Here is a 24287-nt window from a genome sequence, read left to right on the forward strand (position 1 = left end):
TCGACAGCCTTCGGGCGATTGTCCCACACCGCTCCCGACGCCGCCCCGCGTCCGGACCCTGCAAGGGAATTCCCCATGGATACGAACCTTACCCATCTCGTCGGGGTCGACACCCAGCATGCCGTGCAGATCGCGCCGCGTGTCTGGTGGGTTGGGCATGTGCTGGACGACGATGTCTTTCAGTGTCATGTCTATCTGCTCGAACAGGGAGACCAATCGGTGCTGTTCGACCCCGGTTCGCGCCTGACCTTTGCCGGGACCCTGCGCAAGATCGAGGAGGTGATCCCATTCACCAATATCCGCTATTTCGTCTGCCACCACCAGGACCCGGACATCGCCGCGGCCATGCCGTTGATCGACGAGATGATCGATCGCAAGGATGCGGTGCTGGTCACTCATTGGCGCACCCAGGCGTTGCTCAAGCACTATGGATTGAAGATGCCGTTCTGGCTGGTCGATGAGCACGGCTGGCGCCTGCCGCTGGTCGATCGGGAACTGCGCTTCATCTTCACCCCCTATGCGCACTTTCCGGGGGCAATCGCGAGCTTTGACCCGGCCACGGGCGTCTGCTTCTCCAGCGACCTCTTCGGCGGCTTCACCGAGCACCCGGCCCTGGTTGCCGCGGACGAGTCCTATTTCGAGGCCTTGCGGCCCTTCCATGAGCACTACATGCCCAGCCGCGACATCCTCGACTTCGCTCTGAGTCAGATCGAACGTCATCCGGTCAAGGTCATCGCCCCCCAGCATGGATCCATCATCCCGGAGCGGCTGGTGGCCTTCATGATCGACAAGCTGCGCCATCTGGACTGCGGTATCTATCTATTCGCGCGCGAGAACACCGACTTCGTCAAGCTCTCGCGGCTGAACCGGACACTGCGCGAAATCACCCAGACCATGCTGCTGTACCGCGATTTTCGCGACATCGCCGATCAACTCTTCCAGGTCGTGCAGAACAATCTGCCGGCGGACCGGATCGACTACTACGCGCTGATCGACGGCGATCAGGTCCTCACCCTGTCCCACGAGACCCGCTTCTCCGGTTTCGTCGGCGATGCCCCGCCGGATGTGACGCGCATCCTGGGCAAGAGCCGGGAGGATTGGGCGCAAGCCCATCAGGACGACCCCTTGATGGCGGGGCACCGATTGCACACGGGGGCCTTCTGCAGTCGTGGGGACGGGGCCGGGGGTCAGGTGCTGACCTTGCCCCTGTTCTCACCCGAGCGCCACCGCCTGGAGGGAGCGGCCCTGATCCATCTGCACCAGGAGGTTCCGATCACCCCCGAGGAGGAGCAGGTGGTGCGGCAGATCGCCATGCCGCTGCAGGTCGCGCTGGAGCGCGAGGTGATTTATCGCACCATCGAAGCCGAGCGGCAGAAAGCCTATCAACGCTCGATTCGCGATCCGCTCACCGGGCTCTTCACCCGCGTCTACATGCTGGACGCGATGGAGCGCCATTGCAGTCTTCACGATCGCGACCCGAGCGCCCCCGTGGCGGCGTTGATGGTGGATGTCGACTACTTCAAGCGCGTCAACGATACCCATGGTCACGGCGCGGGGGACGAGGTATTGAAGCAGGTGGCCGAGGTCCTGCGCAACAGCGTGCGGGAGGCCGACATCCCGGTGCGCTACGGCGGCGAGGAGTTCATCTTGTTCCTGGTGGGGGCCAGCTCCGTCGGTGTCGCCGAGTACGCTGAGCGTATTCGCAGCGCCATCGAGCGTCACCCCTGCGCCTTGGGACCGGGGTTGTCCCTGAGCGTCACGGTGAGCATCGGGGTCGCCGAACGCCGGCAGCACGAACCGCTCGACGGACTGATCCGGCGCGCCGATGAGGCGCTCTATCGCGCCAAACAAGGCGGCCGCAACCGTGTCGAGCGCGCCGACGGTCGGGCTGGTCACCAAGGCGTTTGATGGGCGATGGCGGTGCATGTCCGTGCCCGATCTTGCACCCGACTGGGGCCGATGCCGCCTTCCCCTGGGGAATGACTGCGTTCCTCCTGCGCCAACCTGAAGCGCAGTAATGCGCTATGTTGTAGCGTATCGATCTCGCGGTGTAGTATGCCGCGCCGCATTGGTGCAAACCTTTGTGTTCGCTAACGACTGCACGACGAGGACGATCCATGTACGAAGCACCTAAGCAAAACGATGCCCTGGGAACCACCAATCGGGGCAATCCCTGTGAATCCGGGCTCTGCACCCTGTGCAGCAGTGACTGCAAGGGCAAGTGTGAGACCTGGCTGTCCTCGCTCCTGGGTCGTAAGCTCCTGTATCCCCGCAATTTCGGTGATACCACCTCGGGTTCCGGCAACGCGGTGGCGGAGGGTATCGGCTACCACGCCGTGCGTATTCAGGGTTACGCCTACGGTGCGCGCGGGCTCACCGACCGCCTCTCCACCACGAGTGACGATCGCACCTTCCCGAACGTCGATATCACCACCCGCTTCGGTCAGGAGGTCAAGACGACCTGTCGTCTGCCGATCATGACCGGTGCGCTGGGGTCGACCTTCATCGCCGCCAAGTATTGGAATTCGTTCGCCGTGGGTGCCGCACTCTGCGGCTTCCCCATCGTGATCGGGGAGAACGTGGTCGGCATCGACCGCGCCGCGGTCCTCGACAACGGCCGCATCACGTCCGCCCCGGAACTGGATCGGCGGATCGCGATCTTCCGCCGCTATTTCGACGGCTTCGGCGCCATCATCGTCCAGATGAATGTGGAAGACACCCGCAACGGGGTGGCCGAATATCTGATCGACAAATATGGCGACCAGATCATCATCGAACTGAAGTGGGGCCAGGGAGCGAAGAACATCGGCGGCGAGATCCAGGTCAGTGACATCGACTATGCCTGCTTCCTCAAGGCGCGCGGCTACCTGGTCGATCCGGATCCGACCGACCCCGCGGTGCGCACCGCGTTCGAGCGCGGGGCCATCACCAGCTTCGCCCGCCACAGCCGGCTCGGCGCCACCGACCTCAGTTCGGCCGGGCAGGTCCGCGATGCCTTCATGGGCGAGGTGGCGCGGCTGCGCGGTCTGGGGTTCAAGCGCATTTCGCTCAAGACCGGGTCCTATGGCATGGAGGCTCTGGCGATGGCGATCCGCTACGCGGCCGATGCCAAGCTCGACTTGCTGACCATCGACGGGTCCGGCGGCGGCACCGGCATGAGTCCGTGGAACATGATGGAGCATTGGGGTGTGCCCTCACTGCCGCTGCACGCCAAGGCCTACGACTACTGCCGCATCCTGACCGAGCGCGGCATCGCGGTGCCGGACATCTCGCTCGCCGGGGGGATGGCGCGTGAGGACCATCTGTTCAAGGCGCTGGCGCTGGGTGCCCCGTTCGCGAAGATGGTCTGCATGGGGCGGGCACCGATGATTCCGGGTTTCCTGGGCAGCAACATCGAAGGCGTGTTGCGGCCGAAGCGCCGCGCCGCCGTGTCCGGTCACTGGGACCATCTGCCCTCGTCGGTCAAGACCATCGGCGAGACCCCGGAGTCGATCTTCGCGGGCTGGGAGGCGGTGCGTCAGAAGGTCGGTGACGCGGAGATGGAGCAGATCCCGTTCGGCGCGGTCGCCATGTATGGCTACGCGGACAAACTCGCCTGCGGACTCCAGCAATTCATGGCCGGCGCGCGCAAGTTCTCCATCGATCAACTCGCCCGCGAGGACCTGATGTCCGCCAATCGCGAGACCGCGGAGGTCACCGGCATCCCCTTCATGACCGACGCCCAGCACGAACAGGCCATGGCGGTGCTGAACGCCTGACCGCCTGTCGGTCGACCGCGGGACCGCGTGTCCCGGCGGCCGACCGCCAACGCCCGTTTCACGGACCCGCATCGGAGGTGAACCATGCTCAGAGACTGGTCGGACGCGTACAAGATCGGCATCGCCGAGATCGACCACCAGCACCAGGGATTCTTCGCGGCCGCTCATGGCCTGTATGACCAAATTCTCAATTGCGCGGGCGAGCACGGTGTCGAGGACGCCATCGCCTTTTTGCGGGATTACGCGGCGCGACACTTTCAGGCCGAAGAGGACCTGATGCGTCGCCACGGCTTTCCCGGACTCGCGGCCCACCAGCAACTGCACGCGGCCTTCTTCGAGCGTCTGGACCAACTGGTGTATGACCTGGAGGTCTTCGGTCCCAGTCAGCACTTGGCGGAGCGCGCCCTGGAGATCGCGCAGGATTGGCTCATCGAGCATATCAGTTGCGCCGACTTGGACTATGTGCCCTATGTCGATCATTGATCCTGACATCCGTTTTCAACAACAGTAACGAGTTAGCAATAGCTTTAACAACGAATGCAATCGTTGTCGTTGTCGTAATCGGAGAAGCGATTCAAGTTAGGCATGAGCAGCCCGTTGTCGATCGGGTTTCGATTCGCTCCGTCGCTTGGGCGTACAAGGTCGCCAAGCTTTTCCAAGGCTTCGATGCCACACACGGGATCAACGCATCGTTGCGCTGTTTGCAAAGCTCGGACCGCGAAACGACGCGGTGTGGGAGAATCCTCGCGGGTTTCGTCACCCCGATTACGACAACGACAACGACCAAGAGGCCGAAGTCGTTCCCTAATCGACTCGTTGAGCTTATTAACGAACGGTTCCCACGCCGCAGCATCACTCCGGCAAGATGCGGGAAGAACGTCGCCACGGCCACCAGTCGCGCACAGACCCGTCGAGGAGACCGTCGATGGGAACGCCGACGAGCCGGATGCGCACCTGTTGTGCGACCGCGGCCGGGGCAAACAGGAGTGTTGTCGCACGCTCCAGTTCACCGTTGGTCAATGGGTGCAGAAGCAAGACTTCCCGCGGCTCCGGCATCGCGTAGGCAAGGCCATAGGTGGTCAATTGGTACAATTCGGCCGCCGAGGGCGGGTGCTCGTAGCGGTTCTTGTACTTGGCGTCGCCCAGCGCGACGGTACTTTGGTGGCGCCGGAACACGAAGTCAGGACGGATGGTCGGCCGGTTCCATCCGCTCGCGTTATCGAGATAGTTGAACACGTCGCCCCGGACTTCCTGCGTGCTGATGCGAATGTCGTCCGGGGCATGTTCGCTGAGGTAGCGCCCCAGGAAGCGCTCGAAGACCAGATTCATGTTCAGCAGGAAACTCGACAGCGGCAGTTCGCCGTCGGGAGCATGCGCGCCCAGCCGGGCACCCTGGTGGATGAGTGTTACCAGCGTCAGCGCGGTGCGGTAATGGCTGGAGCGGCGGTCGAGGTCATCAACGAGCGAGCGAAGCGAATCCGCGGCGAGGGGCAGCCGCGTCAGGTCCCCGAAGAAACGGTCGGCGGCCCTTGCGAGGTCGAGACGCAGGTCCGATGACTGCATAACGGCGGCGGCAAGGCGAAGTCCGCCCGCCAGGACCTGGTTCAACCGGTGATCTGTCGTCAGGTCGTCGTAGGTGCAGCGCAGGGTTGCAAGCCGCGCATGCGTGGCGATGTGACGCAAGTCCAGCCGACCCCGCGGGGTCGGCAGGGCCTCGTGACGCGACTCATACTCCGGCAGCAGACCACCGCGGGCGATGCGCTCGACTGCGCGGAGCAGCGCAAGTCCCAACAGGTCAATGAGTCCTTGGTCGGACGTTGCGTAGGTCGTCTGGGTTTCGGTGACAATGAGATCGGAGAGGTCAAAGGCGTAGGCCACCATACTCATCAGGTGGTCGATGCGCAGCTTCGGCATGATCACGATGCGCAAGCCGGTCAGGTTCACCGTGCCGATGTGCGGCCCCACCGAAATGGCCAATCCCGAACGAAGCTCGGTGAATTGGAGGCTCGCTCGTCCTTCCAATTCGCCAATGAGCGCGCGGTCGGCGTCGGTCAGGCGCACGCCACGCAGCAGCGCGCCCGCCAGCGGCGAGTCCGGTGTGGTCGCACTCCATTCGCGGATGTGCAGCGTTGGCCTGCTCGTCATTCCCGGTCGGATCCTGCCTGACCAACTCCGTTCTCCTCCGACTCCTCGGCGTCCTCGTCATCAGCCACGTCCTCGCCCAGCGCCGCGTCGTGCTTCTTGTCCTCGGGCGTGACGATCGCGATCAGCGCCTGCGCGAGTTCGTCCTCCCGCCCCGACTCGAAAAGGTCAAAGCGCAGGTTGGCCGCTTCGCGGTCGAAGACTCCGCCCTTGTCCGCGGCGAGGATATTGGCCAGTTTTTTCGGGTCCTCATAGCAATATTCCTGCAAGAGCGGCCACAACTCGTCACGTACGATTTCACCGATGCGGCCGAGCGTCGCCGCGGGCTTCCCGCCCGGCATCAGGTAGGCGTGACCGACCTGAAGATTACGGCCGTCTCGCCCAAGCTGCTCGACGATGCGGCGATTCAAGGCGCGCAGCCAGGTACTGAGCGTGATGTCGGCAATGCCGCCGGCGCGCAACAGATGGGGCTCGGGGAGCAGTTCTTTGAACGCAAAGCGTCGCCGCAGCGCCGTGTCGAGCAGCAGGATGGAGCGGTCCGCCGTGTTCATCGTGCCGATGACGAAGAGATTATCCGGGACGCTGAACGGCTCCTTGGACAGGGGCAGGAGCGAACTGCTCAAGCCCCGCTTCGTCGCCTCGATGAGCGTGATGAGTTCGCCGAAGATCTTCGGGATGTTGCCGCGATTGATCTCGTCGATGATCAACACGAAGCGCTTGCCTGGCTGCGCCTGTGCGACCGTGACCATGCGCTTGAAAATCCCCGGCTCCAGCTTGAAGCCTTCACCGTCGGGCCGATACCCTTCGATGAAGTCCTCGTAGGAGTACATCGGGTGAAAGGTGCAGGTCGTAATGAAGGGGTCCGGGTTGCCGCGGCCGTAGACCGTGTCACGCTGGCGGTCGGAAAGCTGCGACGGCAGGCAGTTGAAGTTATGCCGCGCGACGATTTCGAGCGCGATGCGTTCCGCGTGGTAGGTCTTGCCGGTCCCCGGGGGCCCATAGAGGATGACCTGCCGCTTGCGTTCCAGCATCTCAACTACGTGTCGGGAAATCCCTTCCAGCGGGGGCGGTGCATCGGCGTTCGCGCCAGTGCTGAAACCGCCGGACACCGCCGTGGATTTGGGAAGCAGCAGCGCAGTCGCGTCTGTCGTGCTCGCAAAATTGGGCCAGGGGCCGACGCCGTTGACCACCAGCGAGGCCTCAATGTCTGCGACCGCCGGGTGGGTGGCCTCAAGCATCATCAGGCTACGCTTCACATCGACGGGGGTGGACGTTTCGAAGCTGCGGTTGTGATACCAGCGCACGGGCACCTGATGTGGCCGCTCTGCGCCCTGGATAAAGCGATAGCCTCCCGTCACTTCTCCAACGGCCACCACCGTGGATGCATCCGAGAAGAGCGCGACAATGCTCCCCTCCATGAGGCGGCAGGCAAGTTCAGTGAGGTTGCGCACCTCGGTGGAGTGCGTTCCCAGGCCCGCGCTCTCGAATGCAGTTGCCACGGCCAGTCGGACGTCCCGCCGTTTGTTCAGCGCGATGGCCTCGGCCAGGTTCCCTACCTTGGCCGGACCGAGCGCCAAGTGCTCGTGCGCGAGCATCTCCTTCCAGGCCGACACCTCGCCGGCGAGCCCAAGGCACCAGTGATTCCGCGGCCCCAGGCCATTGCCGACGCGGTAACGCAGTTCCGCCGACAGGTTGGTCAGGGCCGGGACGCTATTCCAGAAACGGATGATCTGAACGTCCAGCGCAAACACCCCGGTCCCCGTCGGCACCTCACCGACACGATATAACTGGGCTTCCGAATAGGCTTGCGTGGCATTTCTGGTGAGCAGTGTGGGAAAGTTCAGGTGCAGATACTTGTGCAGCCATGCGCTGGCGAACCAGCGCGGCGCGGCGGCCGCAAGCGCCGCCTGGAACTTCTGCGGATCGATGGCCTCGACCGGCTGGTGCGCAAACGCCGCAATGGCCTGAACCGCCGCCAGCATCTCGTCGCGCCGCCCCGCGACGATCCCCAGGGCCTCATCCTCGGCGATGTCTTGAATCGACCGTGAGCCCGACCGCTGGGCACGCCAGGAACCGCTCTTCTTCTCCTGCCAGGTGCCGAATTTGGCCGAACTGCCACCCAGGATGCTGCCAAACAGCGCACAGTTGAACTCCTCGTCGTTCTTGAACTCAAGCCAGTAGTCCATCGGCTGCTCATTGGCGGCGTTATGGGGCAGTTCCCGCAACAACGCCGGCCCACTCATCCGAGCGAGTGGTTCCGGCCCGAAACGCGCGAGGAAGGCCGCTCGTTGCCGAGCAAGCGCGTCCGGGTCCGGGAGCTGCAAGGACGCCAGTTCTGCGGCCAGGTAACGGTTGAGGATGTCTTTGACCTGCGTGCTCATCGGTGTTCCTACTCGTCAATCCGAAGCGACTCGTCGGTGCGAAACAGATTGAACAGCGTCTCCTTCACCGTGTCCTCGATCAGGGTCGGAGTGAAACCGGCCTCCGACGACGCCTCGATCTGGATTTTGATCTTGATGTGGTCCGCGTTGCGTCCGAGTGCATTGATGATGCCGGTGTAGAACGCATGGAAGTCCGTGAATGGCACCTCGACTGACAGATTCAGGCGGTGCGGCTTGCCGTCCTTCCCAGTCACTTCCGTCGAACCGGTCGCCGGTACGCCCGTGCCGCCGGTCGGTGTGTTCCCGCCCGTGATGATTGTCGTCGTGCCGGTCCCAGTCGTTGGCTGGCTGACGCCGGTTTGTACCGGCGGCGTCACGGTAACGGCCGGGGTCTCCGCCGCGGCCTTGGCCTCTGCCGCCGCGATCTTCTGGTCAGCCAGGGTCGGCCGTACCAGCAGATAGCCGTCCTCCAGCGCCACCGCCGTCGTGGTGATCGCTGTCTTGTAGTGCAGGATCTTTGCATCCTCCGCGTTGGTCCCCTCGCAGAGCGCAAAATGCCCGGCGCGAACGCCATCGACAACCGCCTGACGCAGCACATCATCGTCCCGCAAGATCGGCAGGTGCGTGAAGTTGCGAAAATACCCCGGCAACGCCTTTAGGCTCAGCACGGGCTCGTCTTCCGGCCAGACCGCAAGCTTGGTGGGGTGCACCAGCAGGATCGAGGCGATCCGTTCCTGGTACTTCTCCTTGTTCTTCAGGAACGCGACGACCAGCTCGCTCAGACCCTGCTCGGTGGTGGCCGGGGGTTGGCCCATGTCGAGGGTCTTGAGGGGGGCTCCATTGCTGCCGCCCCAGGCCGTGTGGCGGTAGGCGCGCAGGATTTGCTGACGCACGCCCTTGGCGCCATTGGCCTTCTCCGTCTGGAGTTGGGCCACCTGGCTCTTGGACAGATTGTGGCGCTCGCGGTTCGTGTCGACGTTCTCGGCGGCGAGCAGACTGCGGATGCGCTCGCGCAGGGCAGCGACCTCGGCCTCGTCCGCCATCAGGAAGACCAAGGTGTTGCGCCGGGTACGGTGGGTTGAGCCGCTCTTGTTCAGGATCTCCAGGACCACCTGCTGAGTAGCTGCCCGGTTCGTCGGACCGAAGGTGTGCTCGGGCGGCATGACCACGAGCTTGTTGCTCGCACTGTCGGCGATGTCGCCCGGGCCTTCCGGCCAGATGTAGGGCGACAGCGGTGCCTGGGCGAGCAGCCTGCGGATCTCGGCTTCGAGCCGCTCACGCACCAACGCGTCGTCCACGCCGTCTTTGGCGTCCAGCAGGATGCGGTTGAGGTTGGGGGTGGTCGAGAAGCGGAACCGGTCACCTTCCGTATTGATGAAGTGGAAACGCTCCTTGATCTGCAGGGCGACGCCAGGGATGGTCCCGCGGTCGATCTCGGGCCGCGCCGAGGCGAGGTGCAGTTCCGCCAGTGTCGCGCCCCGTGACCCGTTGCCGGCCTCGCAGGTGAACAGGAAGGTCGTCGTTGCAAGTCCGGACGCGATGCGCCATTGCGTCATCTGCGCGCTCTGCTTATCCAGGCCCACGGCATTGGCCCCGGCACCGATGATGTCGGCCTCCAGCGCGGAGCGAAACTCGCGGTCGACCAGTTCGAGCAGTTCGGAGCGGATCTCCTCGTTGTTGAGGTCGATATCGCTGGCCTGGATCAGTCCGCCGTTGTGTGTCCGCTTCACCAGGTCGGCAACCACCAGCGCCAACAGGCGCAGCACCCCGCGCGTGCGCTGAAACTTCGGATTGGCGCCGAGATAGCGGTTGAGGATGTCGAGCAGATAGGGATGGAAGGGATAGCTCTGTTTGAAGCGCAGGGCGTAAGCCGGCTCCTTGGCGAAATCGGACACCTGCGGGCGTGCCTTGAGATCGGCCACATAGGCGGCGATGGTAGCGTCGCGGCCACTCGCCTTTTTGGTGCGGGTGCCTTTGTCCTCGGTGTCCTCGCCAAAGGGCACGAAGAGGCGCCGGCGGATGATCTCGTGGACCTCGTCGCCCTCCACCGGCTCACGGATCTTCTGGACCGAACCGAAGATCTTCTGCAGGCGGTCGAGCGCGTCCACCGACGCGGTGCCGTGCAGCTCCAGGCGGCTCTTGGGCAGGGTCGCGGCCAACACACAGCGCTCATGTCCCCCAATGCGCCGCGTCAGGATTTGCAAAAAGGTCAGGGTTTGTGCCGCGAGCGTCGAGTCCTGCACCGCCACCGCGGACGCCCGCTCGATATAGTTGACCACCTCATCGAGGATGATGAGGCCGCCGCCGGACAGGGTGAGCAGTTGGTCGATCTCCTCCCCGCCCGGGGTGATGCGGTCCGCGTCGTAGGCGCGCACCAGGGCGTAGCCGTCGCGTCCCGCCAGTTGCCAGGCGAGGTGGCCCCACATGGTCTGTACCGCGAGCCCGGGCTCCAGTTCGACGGTACCGGTGCCGACCTGGTTGCCGTCGAACGCGGCGACCGGCACGCTGGGCGGAATCTGCCAGCCGCGCTCCAGCCAGTAGGTCTTGAGCGCCGAATGCTCGAAGCAGGCCTGCCCGTTCCTTACCAGGTGATAGAGCGTGATCAGGGTATGCGTCTTACCGCCGCCGAAGGGCGTCTGGATCTGCATGACCGCGTCGCCATCACCCTGACCGGTCAGGCGCCCGACCACCTCCCCGGCGAGCTGACGCAGACCCGCGGTCAGGAAGGTGCGATTGAAAAAGCGCACGGGATCATGGTAGTCCGGGTTGCCGCTGGCATGCAGCACATCGGCGAGGCTCGCGGCGAAGTCGTTCTGCTTCACCCGGCCCTGCTTGATGTTGTCATGCGGCGTGACGATCTGCCGCCAGGGCGTGGTCGAGGCGGGTTGGTTCATGGCTAGTCTTCCTTAGATGACGGCTTCGATGTCGGCTTTGATGACGGCCTCGATGACGGACGGTTCAGCGCGCGCGCACGGGCGTGCTCGATGCTCTCCAAGAGCTTACGTTCCAGCAGCTCGCGCGGCGGCAACTCGGTGAGATAGCTGGCCACCCGGATCGAGCCTTCGGCCAGCTCCAGCAGTTCGATCTGCTCCTCGTTCTTGTCGGCGCAGAGGATCAGCCCGAGCGGCGGGTTCTCGCCGGGCCGGCGTTCGTAGCGGTCCAGCCAGCGTAGATACAGCTCCATCTGCCCCTTGTCGCGCGCATCGAAACGGCCCAGTTTGAGGTCGATGGCGACCAGCGCCCGCAAGGCGCGGTGGAAAAACAGGAGATCGAGATAGTAGTCGTCGGCGCCGATCGACATCCGCTTCTGGCGCGCGACGAAGGTGAAACCCGAGCCCAGTTCCAAGAGGAAGGTCTCGATCTCGCGCAGGATGGCCGCTTCGAGGTCCGCTTCGCTGAAGTCCGTCGGCAGACCTAGGAAATCGAGGACATAGGGGTCGCGAAAGACAAGGTCGGGCGTCACCCGCCCCTCGTCGCGCAGCGCGTCCAGCGTCTGTGCGACCACGCCCGCGGGCTGTTTGGCGATGGCCGTGCGCTCGAAGAGCATCCCGTCCATCTTGGCCTTGAGCGTGCGGGTGCTCCAGCGCTCGACACGACAGATCTCGGTGTAGAATTGTCGCTTGAGCGGTTCGTCGATGGCGATCAGCTCCCGCAGGTGGGTCCAGCTCAATTGTGCACGCAGTGCGTGCACAATCTCCGTATCCGGAAAGACCTCGGCGAAACGGACCATGTAGTGGATGTTCCGCTTATTGAACCCGCGGCCGAACTCACCCATGAGATGAGCCGCCACGGCCTCGATGATCTGATTGCCATAGGCGGCGCGTCCGTCGCCGAGAAGCTCGCTGCGCAGACGTACCCCAACTTGCCAGTACAGCCAGACCAGCTCGCTGTTGACGGCCTGCGCGACCCGGCCGCGCGCCTGTTCGATGAGCGCGCGCAGCTCCCCCACTAGGGCATCGGGCGCGTAAGGCACGAGTGGATCGGGCATTTTCAATCCTCCGGTCAGAACAGTTTCATCTGCGGGTCAGCGGTTTCGACCGGCTGCGTCGGCGCGGGTAGGGAGCGCGAGCCGACCAGGAAGTTCTCGTAGAGCGCCCGCTCCTTGTCGCCGGGCGGTAGCACATCGACGATGCTCTGCGCCAGGCGCTGCATGTGATCGGCGCCACCGGCAGGCAGGGCGGCGCCCAGGAAGTCGGCCAGCTCCTGTCGCTCGCCGGCCGCCCAGAGATTCGCGGCCCGGTGCAGTACGTCGATGAGCGGTGCCAGGGTCCCGGTTGCCGCCGGATCGCCGAGGCCCTTGATCTTCTTGCGGTCGAGCGGACCCTTGAGATTCACCTTGTCGCCCTTCTTGTGGAGCACACCCCGGTCGGCGACGAGTTCGTTGAACTCGCAGCCCATCGACTGGGCCATGTGGATCGCCTCGCCGCTGTCGACCTCGGTGGTGCCGAAGGCCCAGCGCCAGATCACATAGAAGCGGCTGGCCTCGTCCACATCGCCCGCGGCCTCACCATGGACGATGCGCTGCAGGGCATAGTCGGCGACGATGCCCCGGACCCGATCGAGCAGTTCGGCGATCGTGACCTCCTCGCCGCTGAGCTTCAGCACCCGCTTGTGCCGGCCGAAGACCTCCACCGCGGGACCGATGGCCGACATGAAGAAATCGGCGCCGCGGATGCCTTGGGACCAGAAGTGGTCGAGGCGTTGCGACAGTGTGGACTTCAGCTCGGGCTCTACGTCGTCAAGAAAACCCGCATCATCAGCGGTGCGTGGCCTGCACACGATGAATACAGACGACGCAAGGGACGCGGCACCCTGGGCAGCCGTCCTCGTTCGCATCTCCGTGTCGATAGGCCAGGATGCAGTCACCACGAGGTCCGAGTCGAGCAGCGCCTTGAGCAGGGTCTCCCAGGCGGCCGTGGTCTTGTGGGCGAACACGATGACGACAAGCGCGTGTTCTCCACACGCGGCTCGCATCGCACCAAACGCCTTCGCCATCTCAGTTTCGTAGAACTCGCGCGCCTTCGCAGCGCCACCGTGACGCGAGTCTTGCTGCACGATTTCGCGCCGCTTGGGCGTCAGTGCACCGGCGAGTTCCCCAGGAAACGCCTGACCAACGCTCCTCTTGAGCCAGACGAAAAAGAAGTCCGACAAATCGGCGTATGGGACCGAATCGTAGTACGGCGGGTCAGTGATTACCGGGTCTAGTGGCTCCATAATCCACGATAGGTCAGTGGCAGATCCGAGGTGAACTGCAACGGGATTCTGGAACGAGTTGTGTTCTGCGACGGCTGCAACAAGGTCCATGGCGCCCGTCCAACTGGCCGCCTTGTCACCCGTCGGGTTGCTCTCTACGTAATCCCAGACCATGGCGATGGCTTGTTTTGAGAAAGCGCCTTGAATTTTCTCACCCTGAGTGTACCAGCGACAGAGCCGTGTGCATTGGTTAGCGATTCGATTCAGGGCGAAAGCAAGGTAAAGCGCGACTGCGTTTGCGTAGTCTTCGTCTTCGCCATCGTTCAGCATTTTAGCGCGAGCCGACTCGATGGCACAGGCATACTCGTTGAGCACTACGAACTGGCGGGGGTTGTAGAGCTTTCCGAACGTGTCGAAGCCGTATCGGACTACGGCACTCAGGCCCCGCGCATTAGATGACGGGCGCTTGGTCGGAATAACTTCTTCCATCGCTGGAACTGCTTGCGCCATCTCAACTGCGGCCTGAACCGCCTCAGCATCCTCTTTCGTGGCTTGTCGGTAGGTTCGCCCTTGCTCGGAGTTGGAGACTTCGCAGACCACCAAGAGTTCTTCCCCGATTCTTCCTGCTACGCCCTCTTCACGTATGTAGCGGCTCGGCGTGATCTGCTTGCACGCCGGACACGTCAACTTTCCGCCAGAATACGTGCCTTCAGAAGGGTCGAACGTGATGGCTTCGCCCTCCCGAATCGGTGTCACCCATCCTCGCGGATCACTTGCATCCATCTCTACGTCGAATGCAATCGGCCTAGCATCTTGGCGGGTGAGCCACGACTGGGCGATGACGGGAATCCTCACGCGACAAGCCGGGTTTGAGCAACGAACAGTCTTGGCCCAGAAGTATGCGAGGATTTCACGCCCAGGACTGCTCGGATAGAGTTTCGAGCAATTGGCGCGCACACGACTCTGAACGAGAGTTCCCCACGTCCGAATGTCGTGCGATAGCTTGGTTTCGCTCGCGCAGACGATCTCATCAAGGGAAAGTTGGCCGCTCGTTGCCTTCTTCTGACTGCGGGTCCTGGCATGCTTCTGAGGAAGGTACAGGCCGGCGACGCCAAGAAGATAGGCTACCGGGTTTAAGTCGGCGGCGAGCGTCTGACAGCCCAATCGTGCAGCCTCTAGAGGAATGGAACCACCGCCCGAGAACGGGTCCAGAACGCGCGGAGGCGTTAGTTTTCCGGTCCTTCGCTGATGAGCTTCTCCCACCAAACGAGCTGCTTCGGCGAGGCGCATGTTTAGGGGAGTGCCAGGTTCTGTCGCATCCCACTCGATGATGTCCCGAATCAGGCCATGCAAACGTTGCCGCTCTTCCTCGTCTTTTGGCGCATCCACAAGAGCAGCAAACGCGATTGCGCGACAGGCTGCGAGAGGCCTGCGGGCCCACCAAGGGTGCAGGGTCTGCAGATGCTTTTTTCCTCGGTATTTCTCCTTCGAGGCGATCTCTCCGATCTTAAGTATCGGAAGGCTGTCCTCAATGAGGCGCCGGTCGGTCGTGCTTCACTCCTGTCGTCTCGCCGGGCTGCCGGCTGGGCCGCAAAGCCTGCGCTGCGGTGCAGATGCAACTGATGTCCTCTTTCAGCGCTGGTCATCGTCCGCCACCGCGCCTAATCTCTCAAGAATACCGATCTATCCATTCAGGTCGCGACGCCAGTGACGATAGTGCCCGCCCCCACGTTGGCCGTGGCCGCGCCCTTGCCCGATCAGTTTGCCGACGATCGTCGCTGCGACATAGACGCCTCGTTCTTCCAGATACGGCCTCAGTAGGGCCTTGACGAATGCCTCCTCCGTCTGGCCTTCGACGAGGACGATCAAGCGCGTCACGGACGACCTCCGATGACACCCTTATTAAAGATGTCCGACAGGCTGTAGTCCTCCAGCCAGCCATCGAGGGTCTTTGGGTCAGGGCGATGCAGCCGTGTCTGCGCATTGTTCCGCTCAACGACCACGACCTCCGCCGGCTCGAAATGGTCGAGGAAGGCCGTGGATTGCGTGGCAAAGAGCACCTGGGTGCGGTGCGCGACCGAGCGCGCCAACTCGGCGAGCAGCCCGATGGCGGCCGGGTGCAGGCCCAGTTCGGGCTCGTCGATGCTGATGAACCGCGGGAGCTTCTCCGTCGGCTGGGCGAGGGCCGTGATCAGTGCGATGGCGCGCAGGGTGCCGTCCGAGAGCTGGTGGGCGCCAAAGCGCTCGTCGCGGTCATCGCTCCAGTCGAGACGCACGCTGCCGCCGTTGGTCGGGGTCGGCAGGAGTTCGCGCACGACTGGGGCCACTCGCTGCACGAGCGCACTGATACGCCGCCAGGCCTTTTGCTCGGCCTGATCATCGCCGCGTTGGAGCCGGGCGAGAAAGGCCGCGAGGTTGCTGCCATCGGAACGCAGGTATTGGTCGTCTTCGGCCCGTGCATGGGTGCGCAGTGCCGAGGTCATGGAGGTATCGTGGAAGTGAAAAAAGGTCAACTGCGAAAGCCAATCGTTGACGGTCCTCGCGGTGGGGTCGGCGGGTGCCCGATCGCGCAGCAAGGATTCCCAGTGACCTGCGCCCAGACTGGTCATTCCCGGGTCTTGCTGGTTGGGCGGGCGGTAGCCAACCGATTCGTCGAGATACATGAGCCGGTCGCCCGCGGCGTATCCGAGTCGTGCGTAATACTGATTGGACGAACCCGCCTGCTCGAAATCAAGTTGCAGGGTGATGGCCTGGGTGTGTTTCGGCCCGTAGTGCAACAGGGCCGCGGCACCGCCGGCCGCTTCGCCAACGAACCGTTGCAGCGCGCTGGTCCGCATCAGGGCCACCATGCGCAGCGCCTTCAGGAGGTTGGACTTTCCCGATCCGTTGGCACCGATCAAGACCGTCAGTGGACCCGGCATCAGTTCGACGTCGCGCAGGGACCCGAATCCCTTGATGCGGATGCGCTTTAAACCATTGGTCATGCTTCACTCCTAATAGACTTTTCCTTGGCGCTGTATTCGCTGATCGCCGTCAACGGCAGGCTGTCCTTGATGAGGCGCCGGTCGGTCATGGTGGTGTGTGCTCGGTTCTTGGGTTACTGGCCGGCGGGCCGCCGGCGGTCCCAGCGGCCGGCGGGTCGCCGGCGCTCCCGCTCGCGCTGCTGAAGGGCCAGGCTTCGGGGGTGGGGGCGAGGCCGGCCTTGACGGGGTTGTGGTGGATGTAATCGATCACCGCGGCGTAGTGGCGCTCGTCGCGCACACACCGGTCCCAATACTCGCGCTGCCACAACTGCTGTGCCTGCCGGCCCGGGAGCTCCGGCGGCCCGCCGGGGAGCGCCGGCGGCTCGCCGGCCCGGGACCGCCGGCGGCCCGCCGGCCGGTCATTTTCCAGCAGGGCCAGTATCCGCTTTGACGTGTATGACTTCCAGCTATGCAGGATGCTATCGAGCGGCCAGCCCGGGAGGGTTTCGATCAGGACATGGACATGGTTCGGCATGACCACCCAGGCCAGCAGCCGATAGCGCTGGCCATCGAAGTGCTGCCAGTTGTCGATGACGATTTGAGCGCACTCGGGGCGTGCGAGGACGCAGGACCCGTGGCCGGCGTCGAGATAGGCGTCGATTCGTTCGCGGCGACGGCGGTCGCGGTGTTCCGCGGAGAGATTTGCCAGTTCGCACCTGAGGTCTTCCAGGACCTGCGATGGGAGCGAGTCGGCGAGACGGTAGGTGATGGCCTGGATGGCGTTGTCGCCGTGAAAATGGGGGAGGTAGCCGCGGGATGACCAGAGGGGTTTGGAGCCCTGGCTGTTGGTGCTTCGCGCCGCCGGGCCGGCGGCGGTCCCAGGGGTTGTGCTTCGTGCCGCCGGGCCGGCGGCGGTCCCAGGGGTTGCGCTTCGCGCCGCCGGGCCGGCGGCGGTCCCAGGGCTTGCGCTTCGCGCCGCTGGGGCGGCGGCGGTCCTGCTTGGGGCGGCTGGGCCGACGGTCTTGGGTGGACTGTTCTCGGTGGTCATGGGGTTGGACCTCCGGACAGGCGGATGGATACCCGTCGGTTGGTGGCGTCGATGGCAGCGCCGAGCGCGGCGTCTTTGGCCGACAGCTCAAGGACCTGACCGTCTTGGGCAGCGTAGATCGAGACCTGTTCGCCAAGGTGCTGGACCTGCGCCCACTCGCTGGCCTTGAGCCAGAGACGCCCATCCGCGTCGAGCCGGCGGGCCAGGATGAAGCGTACCGCCTGGCCGTCGGTGTCGCCAGCGATGGCGTCAAAGCCGAGTCCGTCGTCACGCCGGTCAACGAGCGCGCGGCCCTGGGCGGCCTCGACCTCACGCACGCGCCCGAGCAGCGCGTCATCGGCCTGGGCTTCACCCACGCGGGCCGCCGCCGGCAGCACCGTGACCACGCCGAGGAACTCCGGCGCCCGCGGGACGAGCTGCTGCTCAAGTCGCACCTCGGCCAGCCGCTCTTGCGGGCGGCGCTTGGCGTCCTCCATCAGCCGTTGCTCGCGACCGATGGCCAGCGCCATGTCCTGGCCCGCGCCCGCCTTGGCGTCGAGGTCGAGCAGTCGGTCGGCGTGACGGCTGATGACGACCCGGAAGGAGCGCTCCAGCCAGCGTTCCTTGAGGCCCAGGTCCTTGAGCCGCCCGCTCGCCACCGTATCGACGAAGCCCGGGCGCGTGGCGGCATGGCGGCGCTGGTCGAAGTCGGTCAGCGGGGGTGGTGACGCGCCGTCGGAGCCTGGGCGAAGGTCGTGCAGGTGGATGGGGTGCGCGGCGACGAAGGCCGGGTGACTGGCCGGCAGGCCGCCGGCGGTCCCGTCGCCGGCCAGGCCGATCTCGCGCACGGCAAAGAGGCGCTGCGACAGCACGCGGCCGGTGCCGTCGCCGACGCTGCCGCGGAAGAACCAGAGTCGCTCTGGGGCCTTGGCATCGACGTCCCGAAAAACGGCGCCGCGGGCGAGCGCATCGATGCAGCCGGACTCGGCGGCCTGGAGCACGGACTCGAAGAGCGGATGGCCGGGGCCGAGGAGGTCGGTGCGGCCGTCTTCGCCGACGGTGGTCTTGTCGAAGGTGAGCGAGAGGTAAGCGCGCTCGACGGTGCCATGGCGACGGCGAAACGCGATCTCCTGCTCCCGGCGCAGGTTCAGGGGGACGCGCTCGCAGCGAATCTTGCCGTCGGCGCGGCGCTCCCAGCGTCCGCGGTTGCGCTCGAGCGAGCGGGTAAAGAAGGCTTCGAGGTGGGCCGGGAGCAAGGCCTGGCTGGCCGAGCGGGCGGCCTCGAAACGCAGCTCGGGCAGGTTCACGAAGCGGCGCGCGAGCCCCTCCTCGCGGGCGGCGGTCAGCGCGGCCTGGTGCTCGGGGCTCACGGCCTGCTCAATGCCGGCCACCGCGTCCGCGAGCCGGCGGCGGTTGGTGATGCAGTCGATGATGAGGTCGGCAAGCGAGATCTCATGGTCTTCGAGCAGGTCGCCGATCAGGTCGAATACACGGTCGGAGCCCAGTCCCTGGCGCATCTCCTCCATCTTGCGCAGCAGCGCCGCGAGCACCGCACCCTCGCGGGTATCGGTGGCGACGAGGTTGAAGATGAATACCTCATTCTGCTGCCCGATGCGGTGGATGCGGCCCATCCGCTGTTCGAGGCGGTTCGGGTTCCAGGGGATGTCGTAATTGACCATCTGGTTGCAGAACTGGAGGTTGATGGACTCGCCGCCCGCCTCGGTGGCCACCATGATCTGCGCCGGGCCGCGGAACAATTCCTGTTGCCGGCGGCGCTGGTCCATCGAGAGCGCGCCCTCGATGACGGCGACCGTGAAGCCCTGCCCGCGCAGTTGGCTCACCAGGAAGGTCAAGGTGTCCTTCGCCTCGGTGAAGATCAGCAGCTTTTCGCCCCGGGCGGCCAGCCCTTGGTCCCGCAGGATCGCGTCGGTGAGCTGGATGAGTTTGGCCTCGATGCCGCTGCCCAGCGCGGCCCGGGCGCGGCGCACGAGCCGTTCGAGCGCCAACACCTCGGCCTCCAGTTCCTCGATCGACTTGGCGTTGGTCAGGCGCTCGACCAGGGAGTCTTCGATGTCCCAGCGTTCGGTCTCGGCGAGGTCATCGAGGTCCTCCACGGCGGCGCCGCCCAGCAGTTCGTCGAGCGTTGCGTCGTCAGTGCCGGCTTGCAGTGCGCTGCGCGCCTTGGTGGCGACGAGGGCGCGGACCTGGTCGAGTAACGTTTGCAAGCGCTCGTGGCGGCGCGTCAGTGACGCGGTGATCGCCGCGAGGCTCGACGTCAGACGACGCTGCAGGATGGTCATGGCGAAACCGACGTTGCGTTTCTCCTTCTGCATCGCCTTGTTGAAGTGCTCGGACACATACTCGGTGACCTCCTCGTAGAGGTCGCGCTCGGCGCGGCTCAAATCGAAGGCGACGGTCTTGACCGTGCGCTGGGGAAACAGGGGCGAGCCGTCGAAGCGACACATCTCCTCCTTGAGTCGCCGCAGGATGATCGGGTTATCCTGGCTGGACATGGCCTCTTCAAGGATGTGGCGGTCAGCGAAGAGGTCTTTGTCGAGCAGTTCGAGCAGCAAGCGGAAGTTCTCTGGGTCGCCCTTGTGTGGCGTCGCGGTGAGCAGCAGCAGGTGTTTGGTACGCACCGAGAGTTCTTCGCCAAGGCGGTAGAGTCGGGTCTTGCGGGTCTTCAGCGAGCGTGTGCCCTGGCGGTAGGCCGCCATCTTGTGCGCCTCGTCCGCGATCACGAGGTCCCAGTCGGCCTCCTTGAGGGTCTTCAGGATGTTGTCCCGCGCAGCCCAGTAGACCGAGGTGATGCAGCGGTCGTTTTCGGTCCAGGGGTTACGCCCGACGTTGGCCTTGAGTACGCCGTTGTCAATGATCGTGAACGCCTCGGAGAACTTTTCCGCAAGCTCCTCCTGCCACTGGCGGGAGACCAGCGGCGGAACGACGATGAGGACACGGTCTGCAAGCCCCCGGAAGCGCAGTTCCTTGAGCAGCAGGCCGGCCATGATGGTCTTGCCCGCCCCTGGGTCGTCCGCGAGCAGGAAGCGCACCAGCGGCGACTTGAGCATGTAGCGGTAGACGGCGTCGAGTTGGTGCGGCAGCGGGGTGATGGTCGAGGCGTTGACCGCAAAGTGCGGGTCGTACTCGTAGGCGAGGCGAATCCGCAGCGCCTCGATGGCGAGATGGAAGGCCTCCGGGTCTCCGGAGAAGTCCATTGCCTTGGCACTGGACAGGACCTTGAGCCCATCGGCCTGCGCCGCGGTGACGATGATGCCGGGGTAGAACTGCCGGGTGCGGGTGCCGACGGCGTCGACCTGGAGCAAGGTGCCGAAGTGCTCGACGCTCAAGACGCGCACCGGCTCCGGCCACAGGAGCCCTTCGAGTACCGTGTCCTTCTCGATGACGGTGCTCACATGGCGTCGCCTGCTCGATGCGATGCGGCGGCGCGCAGGAGTCCAGCCTCGGCCATGCTGAAGGTCCGCGGCCCGGCCACGATGATGTGGTCCACCACGGGGATGGCGAGGGCGTCGAAAACGCTCACCAGGGTCTGCGTGATCTTGACGTCGTCGTCTGACGGTTGGGCGACGCCACCCGGGTGGTTGTGGGCGAAGACGACCTGTGCGGCGTGGTGGCGCAGGGCGGCTTCGACGACCAGGCGCGGGTACACGGGGGCACTGGCGATGCTGCCCTCGTGGAGCGGCAGCGCCCGCAGCACCTGATTCTCGCGGGTCAGCAGTTGCTCAATGCTCGTCGGTCGCTGCTTGATTTGCGCCTCCAGCTTCATCTTTTCGCGGCCGGCGATCACGTTGCCGGACAGGTAAGCCATGACGGCTGGCAGGATGCTACCGAGGACTTGACCTTAGCACCCTGCCCCTGATCCCGCAATTGCACCTCTTCTTCCCAATTCACGAGGCGTTGTCATGGCGATACGCGCAATCGGCTATGATTAGCTGATCGCCGGGTGGTGATCGATGATGCCTGGAGCTGATCCGGGTGCCCCCATCCCGCGCCAGACCCGCGTTGGTGTTTGGTGCGTGCATCCGCGAATGACGATGCATCCTCCCGCCGGGGCTGCAGCGCGGCCCCTGTAAGCGATGAGGCGCCTCTTGCCGACCACTGCCACCGTTCTCATCGTCGATGACGCCGCGGAGAATCTCTCCGTCCTCGGCGGCTTGCTGTATCCGACTTACCGGGTTCTGGTCGCGAATTCGGGGGCCAAGGCATTGCGCATCGCGCGCGGTACGCCGAGCCCCGACCTCATCCTGCTCGATGTGATGATGCCGGACATGGGGGGGTACGAGGTGCTGGAGCGCTTGCGCGCCGATCCTGCCACCCTGGCGATTCCGGTGATCTTCATCACGGCCATGGACAGCCCGGAGGAAGAGTTGCGGGGTCTGGACGCCGGTGCCGCCGACTACATCACCAAGCCGATCCGGCCCAGCCTGGTGTTGGCGCGGGTGCGCACCCAACTGGAGGTCAAGCGGGCGCGCGACTGGCTCAAAGACCAGAACGCCTATCTGGAGGCGGAGGTGTCCCGGCGCATGGCGGAGAATGAGCTGACCCAGACGGTCGCCATCCGCGCCCTGGCGACCCTGGCGGAGATCCGCGATCGGGAGACCGGCAACCACATCTTGCGCACCCAGGCGTTCGTGCGCCTGCTTGCCACGCACCTGAGCCGCCGGCCGGGCTTCGCCGCGACGCTGGATCAAGGCTACATCGAACTCCTCACCCGCTCGGCGCCGCTGCATGACATCGGCAAGGTCGGCATCCCCGACGCCATCCTGCAAAAGCCGGGGCCATTGACGCCGGCGGAATGGGCGATCATGCAGACACACGCCCGGCTCGGAGCCGACGCCATCGATCTGGCCCAGCAGGATCTGGATCACCCGCTGCCATTCCTCACCGTGGCGCGGGATATTGCGCGCTGGCACCATGAGCGCTGGGACGGCACGGGCTATCCGGACGGACTGGCCGGCGCCGCGATCCCGATCGGTGCCCGCATCATGAGTCTGGCCGACTGCTTCGACGCGCTCATTTCGCCGCGGGTCTATAAGCCGGCCATCCCCTTGGCGGAGGCGCGCGACCTCATCGCCACCGAGCGCGGCAGTCACTTCGACCCCGCCGTGGTCGATACCTTTTTGCTGGAATTCAGCGACTATGCCGACATTGCCCACACGCATCTGAAGGCAATGACGGACGCCGTTTAAGGGGAGTATGGCCAGCACCTCCGACGCGCCGACTGGTCGCTGGTCAATTCGGACCGGACTGGCCAGCGATGGGCGCCATGGGCGGACCCTCCTGGCGCTCGCGCTGGCTCTGGCGCTGCTGGTGCCGGCCCTGATCCTGGTCGGCGCGGCGGGGTTCAGCAAAGTCGTGCGGGGCCATGAGCTGCTGGTCGTGGAGCAATTGCGTGCCATTGCCTTGCTCAAGGTGAGTCAGATCGAACATTGGCTGACCGAACGCCGCCAGGACGCGGAACTCTTGAGTACGTCTCCCGTGCTGCTGCGTGACCTGCCCCGTTGGCTGCGCGACGGCGACACCCACACCCGCGACCTCATCTTGGCACAGTTGGAGGCGATGCGCCGCATCGAGGGCTTTCAGGCAGTGATGGTGATGGACTCCGCGGGAGCCGTCGTGCTCGGCGTCGGCGGTCACCATCAGGCCGCCGGTCCCTTGCTGGACACCGCCGCGCGCGCCCTGGCAAGCGGCCGGGTCGAATTCACCGATCTCTATCGCGACCATGTCGATGGCGAAGAACATATCCACCTGGACTTCGTCGCGCCGCTGGTAACCGATGAACTCGCGGGTGTTGTCGTCGTGCTGCGTCTGGACCGCGACGCCTTCCTCTTCCCCTTCCTTCAGGACTGGCCGCTGCCGAGCGCCAGTGCCGAGACCCTGCTGGTGCGTCGCGACGGCGACGCGGTGCTATTTCTCAATGCGCCGCGCGACCGGACCGACACCGCCATGCGCCTGCGTCTGCCCTTGGGCGCGGGGTCGCTGCTGGCCGACCGGGTGGTGAGCGGTCAGGTGCTGCCCGGCGATCCGGTCCGTGCCCTGGACTACCGCGGCGTCCCGGTCTTGGGCTTGGCGCTGCCGGTCGCCGGGACGGCCTGGTCCCTCATCGCCAAGGTCGACCTCGCCGAGCTCGCGGCGGCGGAGTGGCGCGATCTGCTGTGGCTGGGGTCGGCCCTGGGTCTGGCGCTGGTGCTGATGTTGGTCTCCGCGCTGCTTCTGTATCAGCGCCACGCGCTGCGCCTCGCGCGGATCCACCAGCAGGAACTGGCCGCGCGGCTGCATGACCTGCAACTGCGCGACGCGGTCGTCGATGCGTCGAGCGATGCCATTTTTGCCAAGGACCTGGCGGGCACCTATCTGCTCTTCAACCGGGCGGCCGCAGGCTTCTGCGCGATCGCTCCCGAGGCGGCGCTGGGTCGTGACGACCAAGCCATCTTCCCGCCCGAACAAGCGGCTTTGCTCATGGCGCACGATCGACAGGTGGTGGCGGAAGACCGCGTCGTCACCTTCCAGGAAGAACTGACTACCGCGCAAGGTTCGATCACCTTCCTGGCCATCAAGGGGCCGCTGCACGATGCTGCCGGTCGGGTCGTCGGGCTCTTCGGGATCTCCCGCGACATCACCGAGCGCGCGCGCGCGGAGGAAGAGAACCGCACCCAACTCGATGAGTTGCGTCGTTGGCAGCGGCTCGTCCTGGGCCGTGAGGCCCGCATTCTGGAGCTGAAGCAGGAGGTCAATACCCTGTTGGCCCGGACCGGGCAGGCACCGCGCTACCCCAGCGCGACCGGCGACGCTGATCCAGGCTGAT

15 protein-coding genes and 1 pseudogene are annotated in these 24287 nt (G+C 64.9%); 5 read left to right on the top strand and 11 right to left on the bottom strand.

Annotated features, from left to right (window positions below):
* Positions 1–75: 75 nt before the first annotated feature.
* From A39O_RS0124780 to A39O_RS0124790, 3 genes are all read left to right on the top strand, one after another.
* A complete protein-coding gene (locus tag A39O_RS0124780; protein ID WP_020507355.1) occupies positions 76–1908 on the top strand; it encodes an oxygen-binding di-iron domain-containing protein in 1833 nt (610 codons plus the stop codon).
* A 209-nt stretch (positions 1909–2117) separates the two neighbouring features.
* On the top strand, positions 2118–3758 hold the full coding sequence (locus tag A39O_RS0124785; RefSeq protein ID WP_020507356.1) for a glutamate synthase-related protein: 1641 nt from the start codon (positions 2118–2120) through the stop codon (positions 3756–3758).
* An 84-nt stretch (positions 3759–3842) separates the two neighbouring features.
* Entirely contained in the window at positions 3843–4241 is a 399-nt protein-coding gene (locus A39O_RS0124790) for a hemerythrin family protein (protein ID WP_020507357.1), read from the top strand.
* Between the two features lie 369 nt (positions 4242–4610).
* On the opposite strand, the gene A39O_RS0124795 is transcribed toward A39O_RS0124790, so the two are convergent.
* The 11 genes and pseudogenes from A39O_RS0124795 to A39O_RS35040 form a co-directional block, all read right to left on the bottom strand.
* A complete protein-coding gene (locus A39O_RS0124795) occupies positions 4611–5903 on the bottom strand; it encodes an McrC family protein (RefSeq protein WP_020507358.1) in 1293 nt (430 codons plus the stop codon).
* Positions 5900–8281 carry an McrB family protein gene (locus tag A39O_RS0124800; RefSeq protein ID WP_020507359.1) on the bottom strand — a complete coding sequence of 794 codons (2382 nt, stop codon included), beginning with the start codon at positions 8279–8281 and terminating at the stop codon, positions 5900–5902. The genes A39O_RS0124795 and A39O_RS0124800 overlap by 4 nt, the downstream gene beginning before the upstream one ends.
* A gap of 8 nt (positions 8282–8289) precedes the next feature.
* The gene (locus A39O_RS0124805) at positions 8290–11175 is read right to left on the bottom strand and encodes an ATP-binding protein (protein ID WP_020507360.1); all 2886 of its coding nucleotides are present in this window, start codon (positions 11173–11175) and stop codon (positions 8290–8292) included.
* Between the two features lie 2 nt (positions 11176–11177).
* A complete protein-coding gene (locus A39O_RS0124810; RefSeq protein WP_020507361.1) occupies positions 11178–12269 on the bottom strand; it encodes a PDDEXK nuclease domain-containing protein in 1092 nt (363 codons plus the stop codon).
* 14 nt (positions 12270–12283) lie between these two features.
* Complete coding sequence (locus tag A39O_RS35025; RefSeq protein ID WP_169338490.1) at positions 12284–14764, bottom strand: DUF1156 domain-containing protein; 2481 nt, start codon at positions 14762–14764, stop codon at positions 12284–12286.
* 90 nt (positions 14765–14854) lie between these two features.
* Positions 14855–15007 (bottom strand): annotated as a pseudogene (locus A39O_RS43695) (DUF1156 domain-containing protein); the annotation flags it as partial.
* Positions 15008–15157: 150 nt separating this feature from the next.
* A complete protein-coding gene (locus A39O_RS0124820) occupies positions 15158–15352 on the bottom strand; it encodes a DUF4276 family protein (protein ID WP_020507363.1) in 195 nt (64 codons plus the stop codon).
* Entirely contained in the window at positions 15349–16458 is a 1110-nt protein-coding gene (locus tag A39O_RS0124825) for an AAA family ATPase (protein WP_020507364.1), read from the bottom strand. Before A39O_RS0124825 ends, A39O_RS0124820 begins: the two co-directional genes overlap by 4 nt.
* Positions 16459–16543: 85 nt before the next feature.
* Positions 16544–17485, bottom strand: coding sequence for an REP-associated tyrosine transposase (locus A39O_RS35030; protein ID WP_020507366.1), 942 nt, complete (start codon positions 17483–17485; stop codon positions 16544–16546).
* Positions 17482–20877, bottom strand: coding sequence for a helicase-related protein (locus A39O_RS35035; RefSeq protein ID WP_020507367.1), 3396 nt, complete (start codon positions 20875–20877; stop codon positions 17482–17484). The genes A39O_RS35030 and A39O_RS35035 overlap by 4 nt, the downstream gene beginning before the upstream one ends.
* A complete protein-coding gene (locus tag A39O_RS35040) occupies positions 20874–21290 on the bottom strand; it encodes a JAB domain-containing protein (RefSeq protein ID WP_020507368.1) in 417 nt (138 codons plus the stop codon). Before A39O_RS35040 ends, A39O_RS35035 begins: the two co-directional genes overlap by 4 nt.
* 268 nt (positions 21291–21558) lie before the next feature.
* Here A39O_RS35040 and A39O_RS0124850 point away from each other — a divergent pair, with 268 nt between their 5' ends.
* Entirely contained in the window at positions 21559–22671 is a 1113-nt protein-coding gene (locus tag A39O_RS0124850) for an HD-GYP domain-containing protein (RefSeq protein WP_020507369.1), read from the top strand.
* A 7-nt stretch (positions 22672–22678) separates the two neighbouring features.
* Positions 22679–24286: a PAS domain-containing protein gene (locus tag A39O_RS35045; protein ID WP_020507370.1), complete on the top strand. Its 1608-nt coding sequence runs from the start codon at positions 22679–22681 to the stop codon at positions 24284–24286.
* Position 24287: the final 1 nt, after the last annotated feature.

The organism is Lamprocystis purpurea DSM 4197, from assembly GCF_000379525.1.
GTDB lineage: Bacteria > Pseudomonadota > Gammaproteobacteria > Chromatiales > Chromatiaceae > Thiodictyon > Thiodictyon purpureum.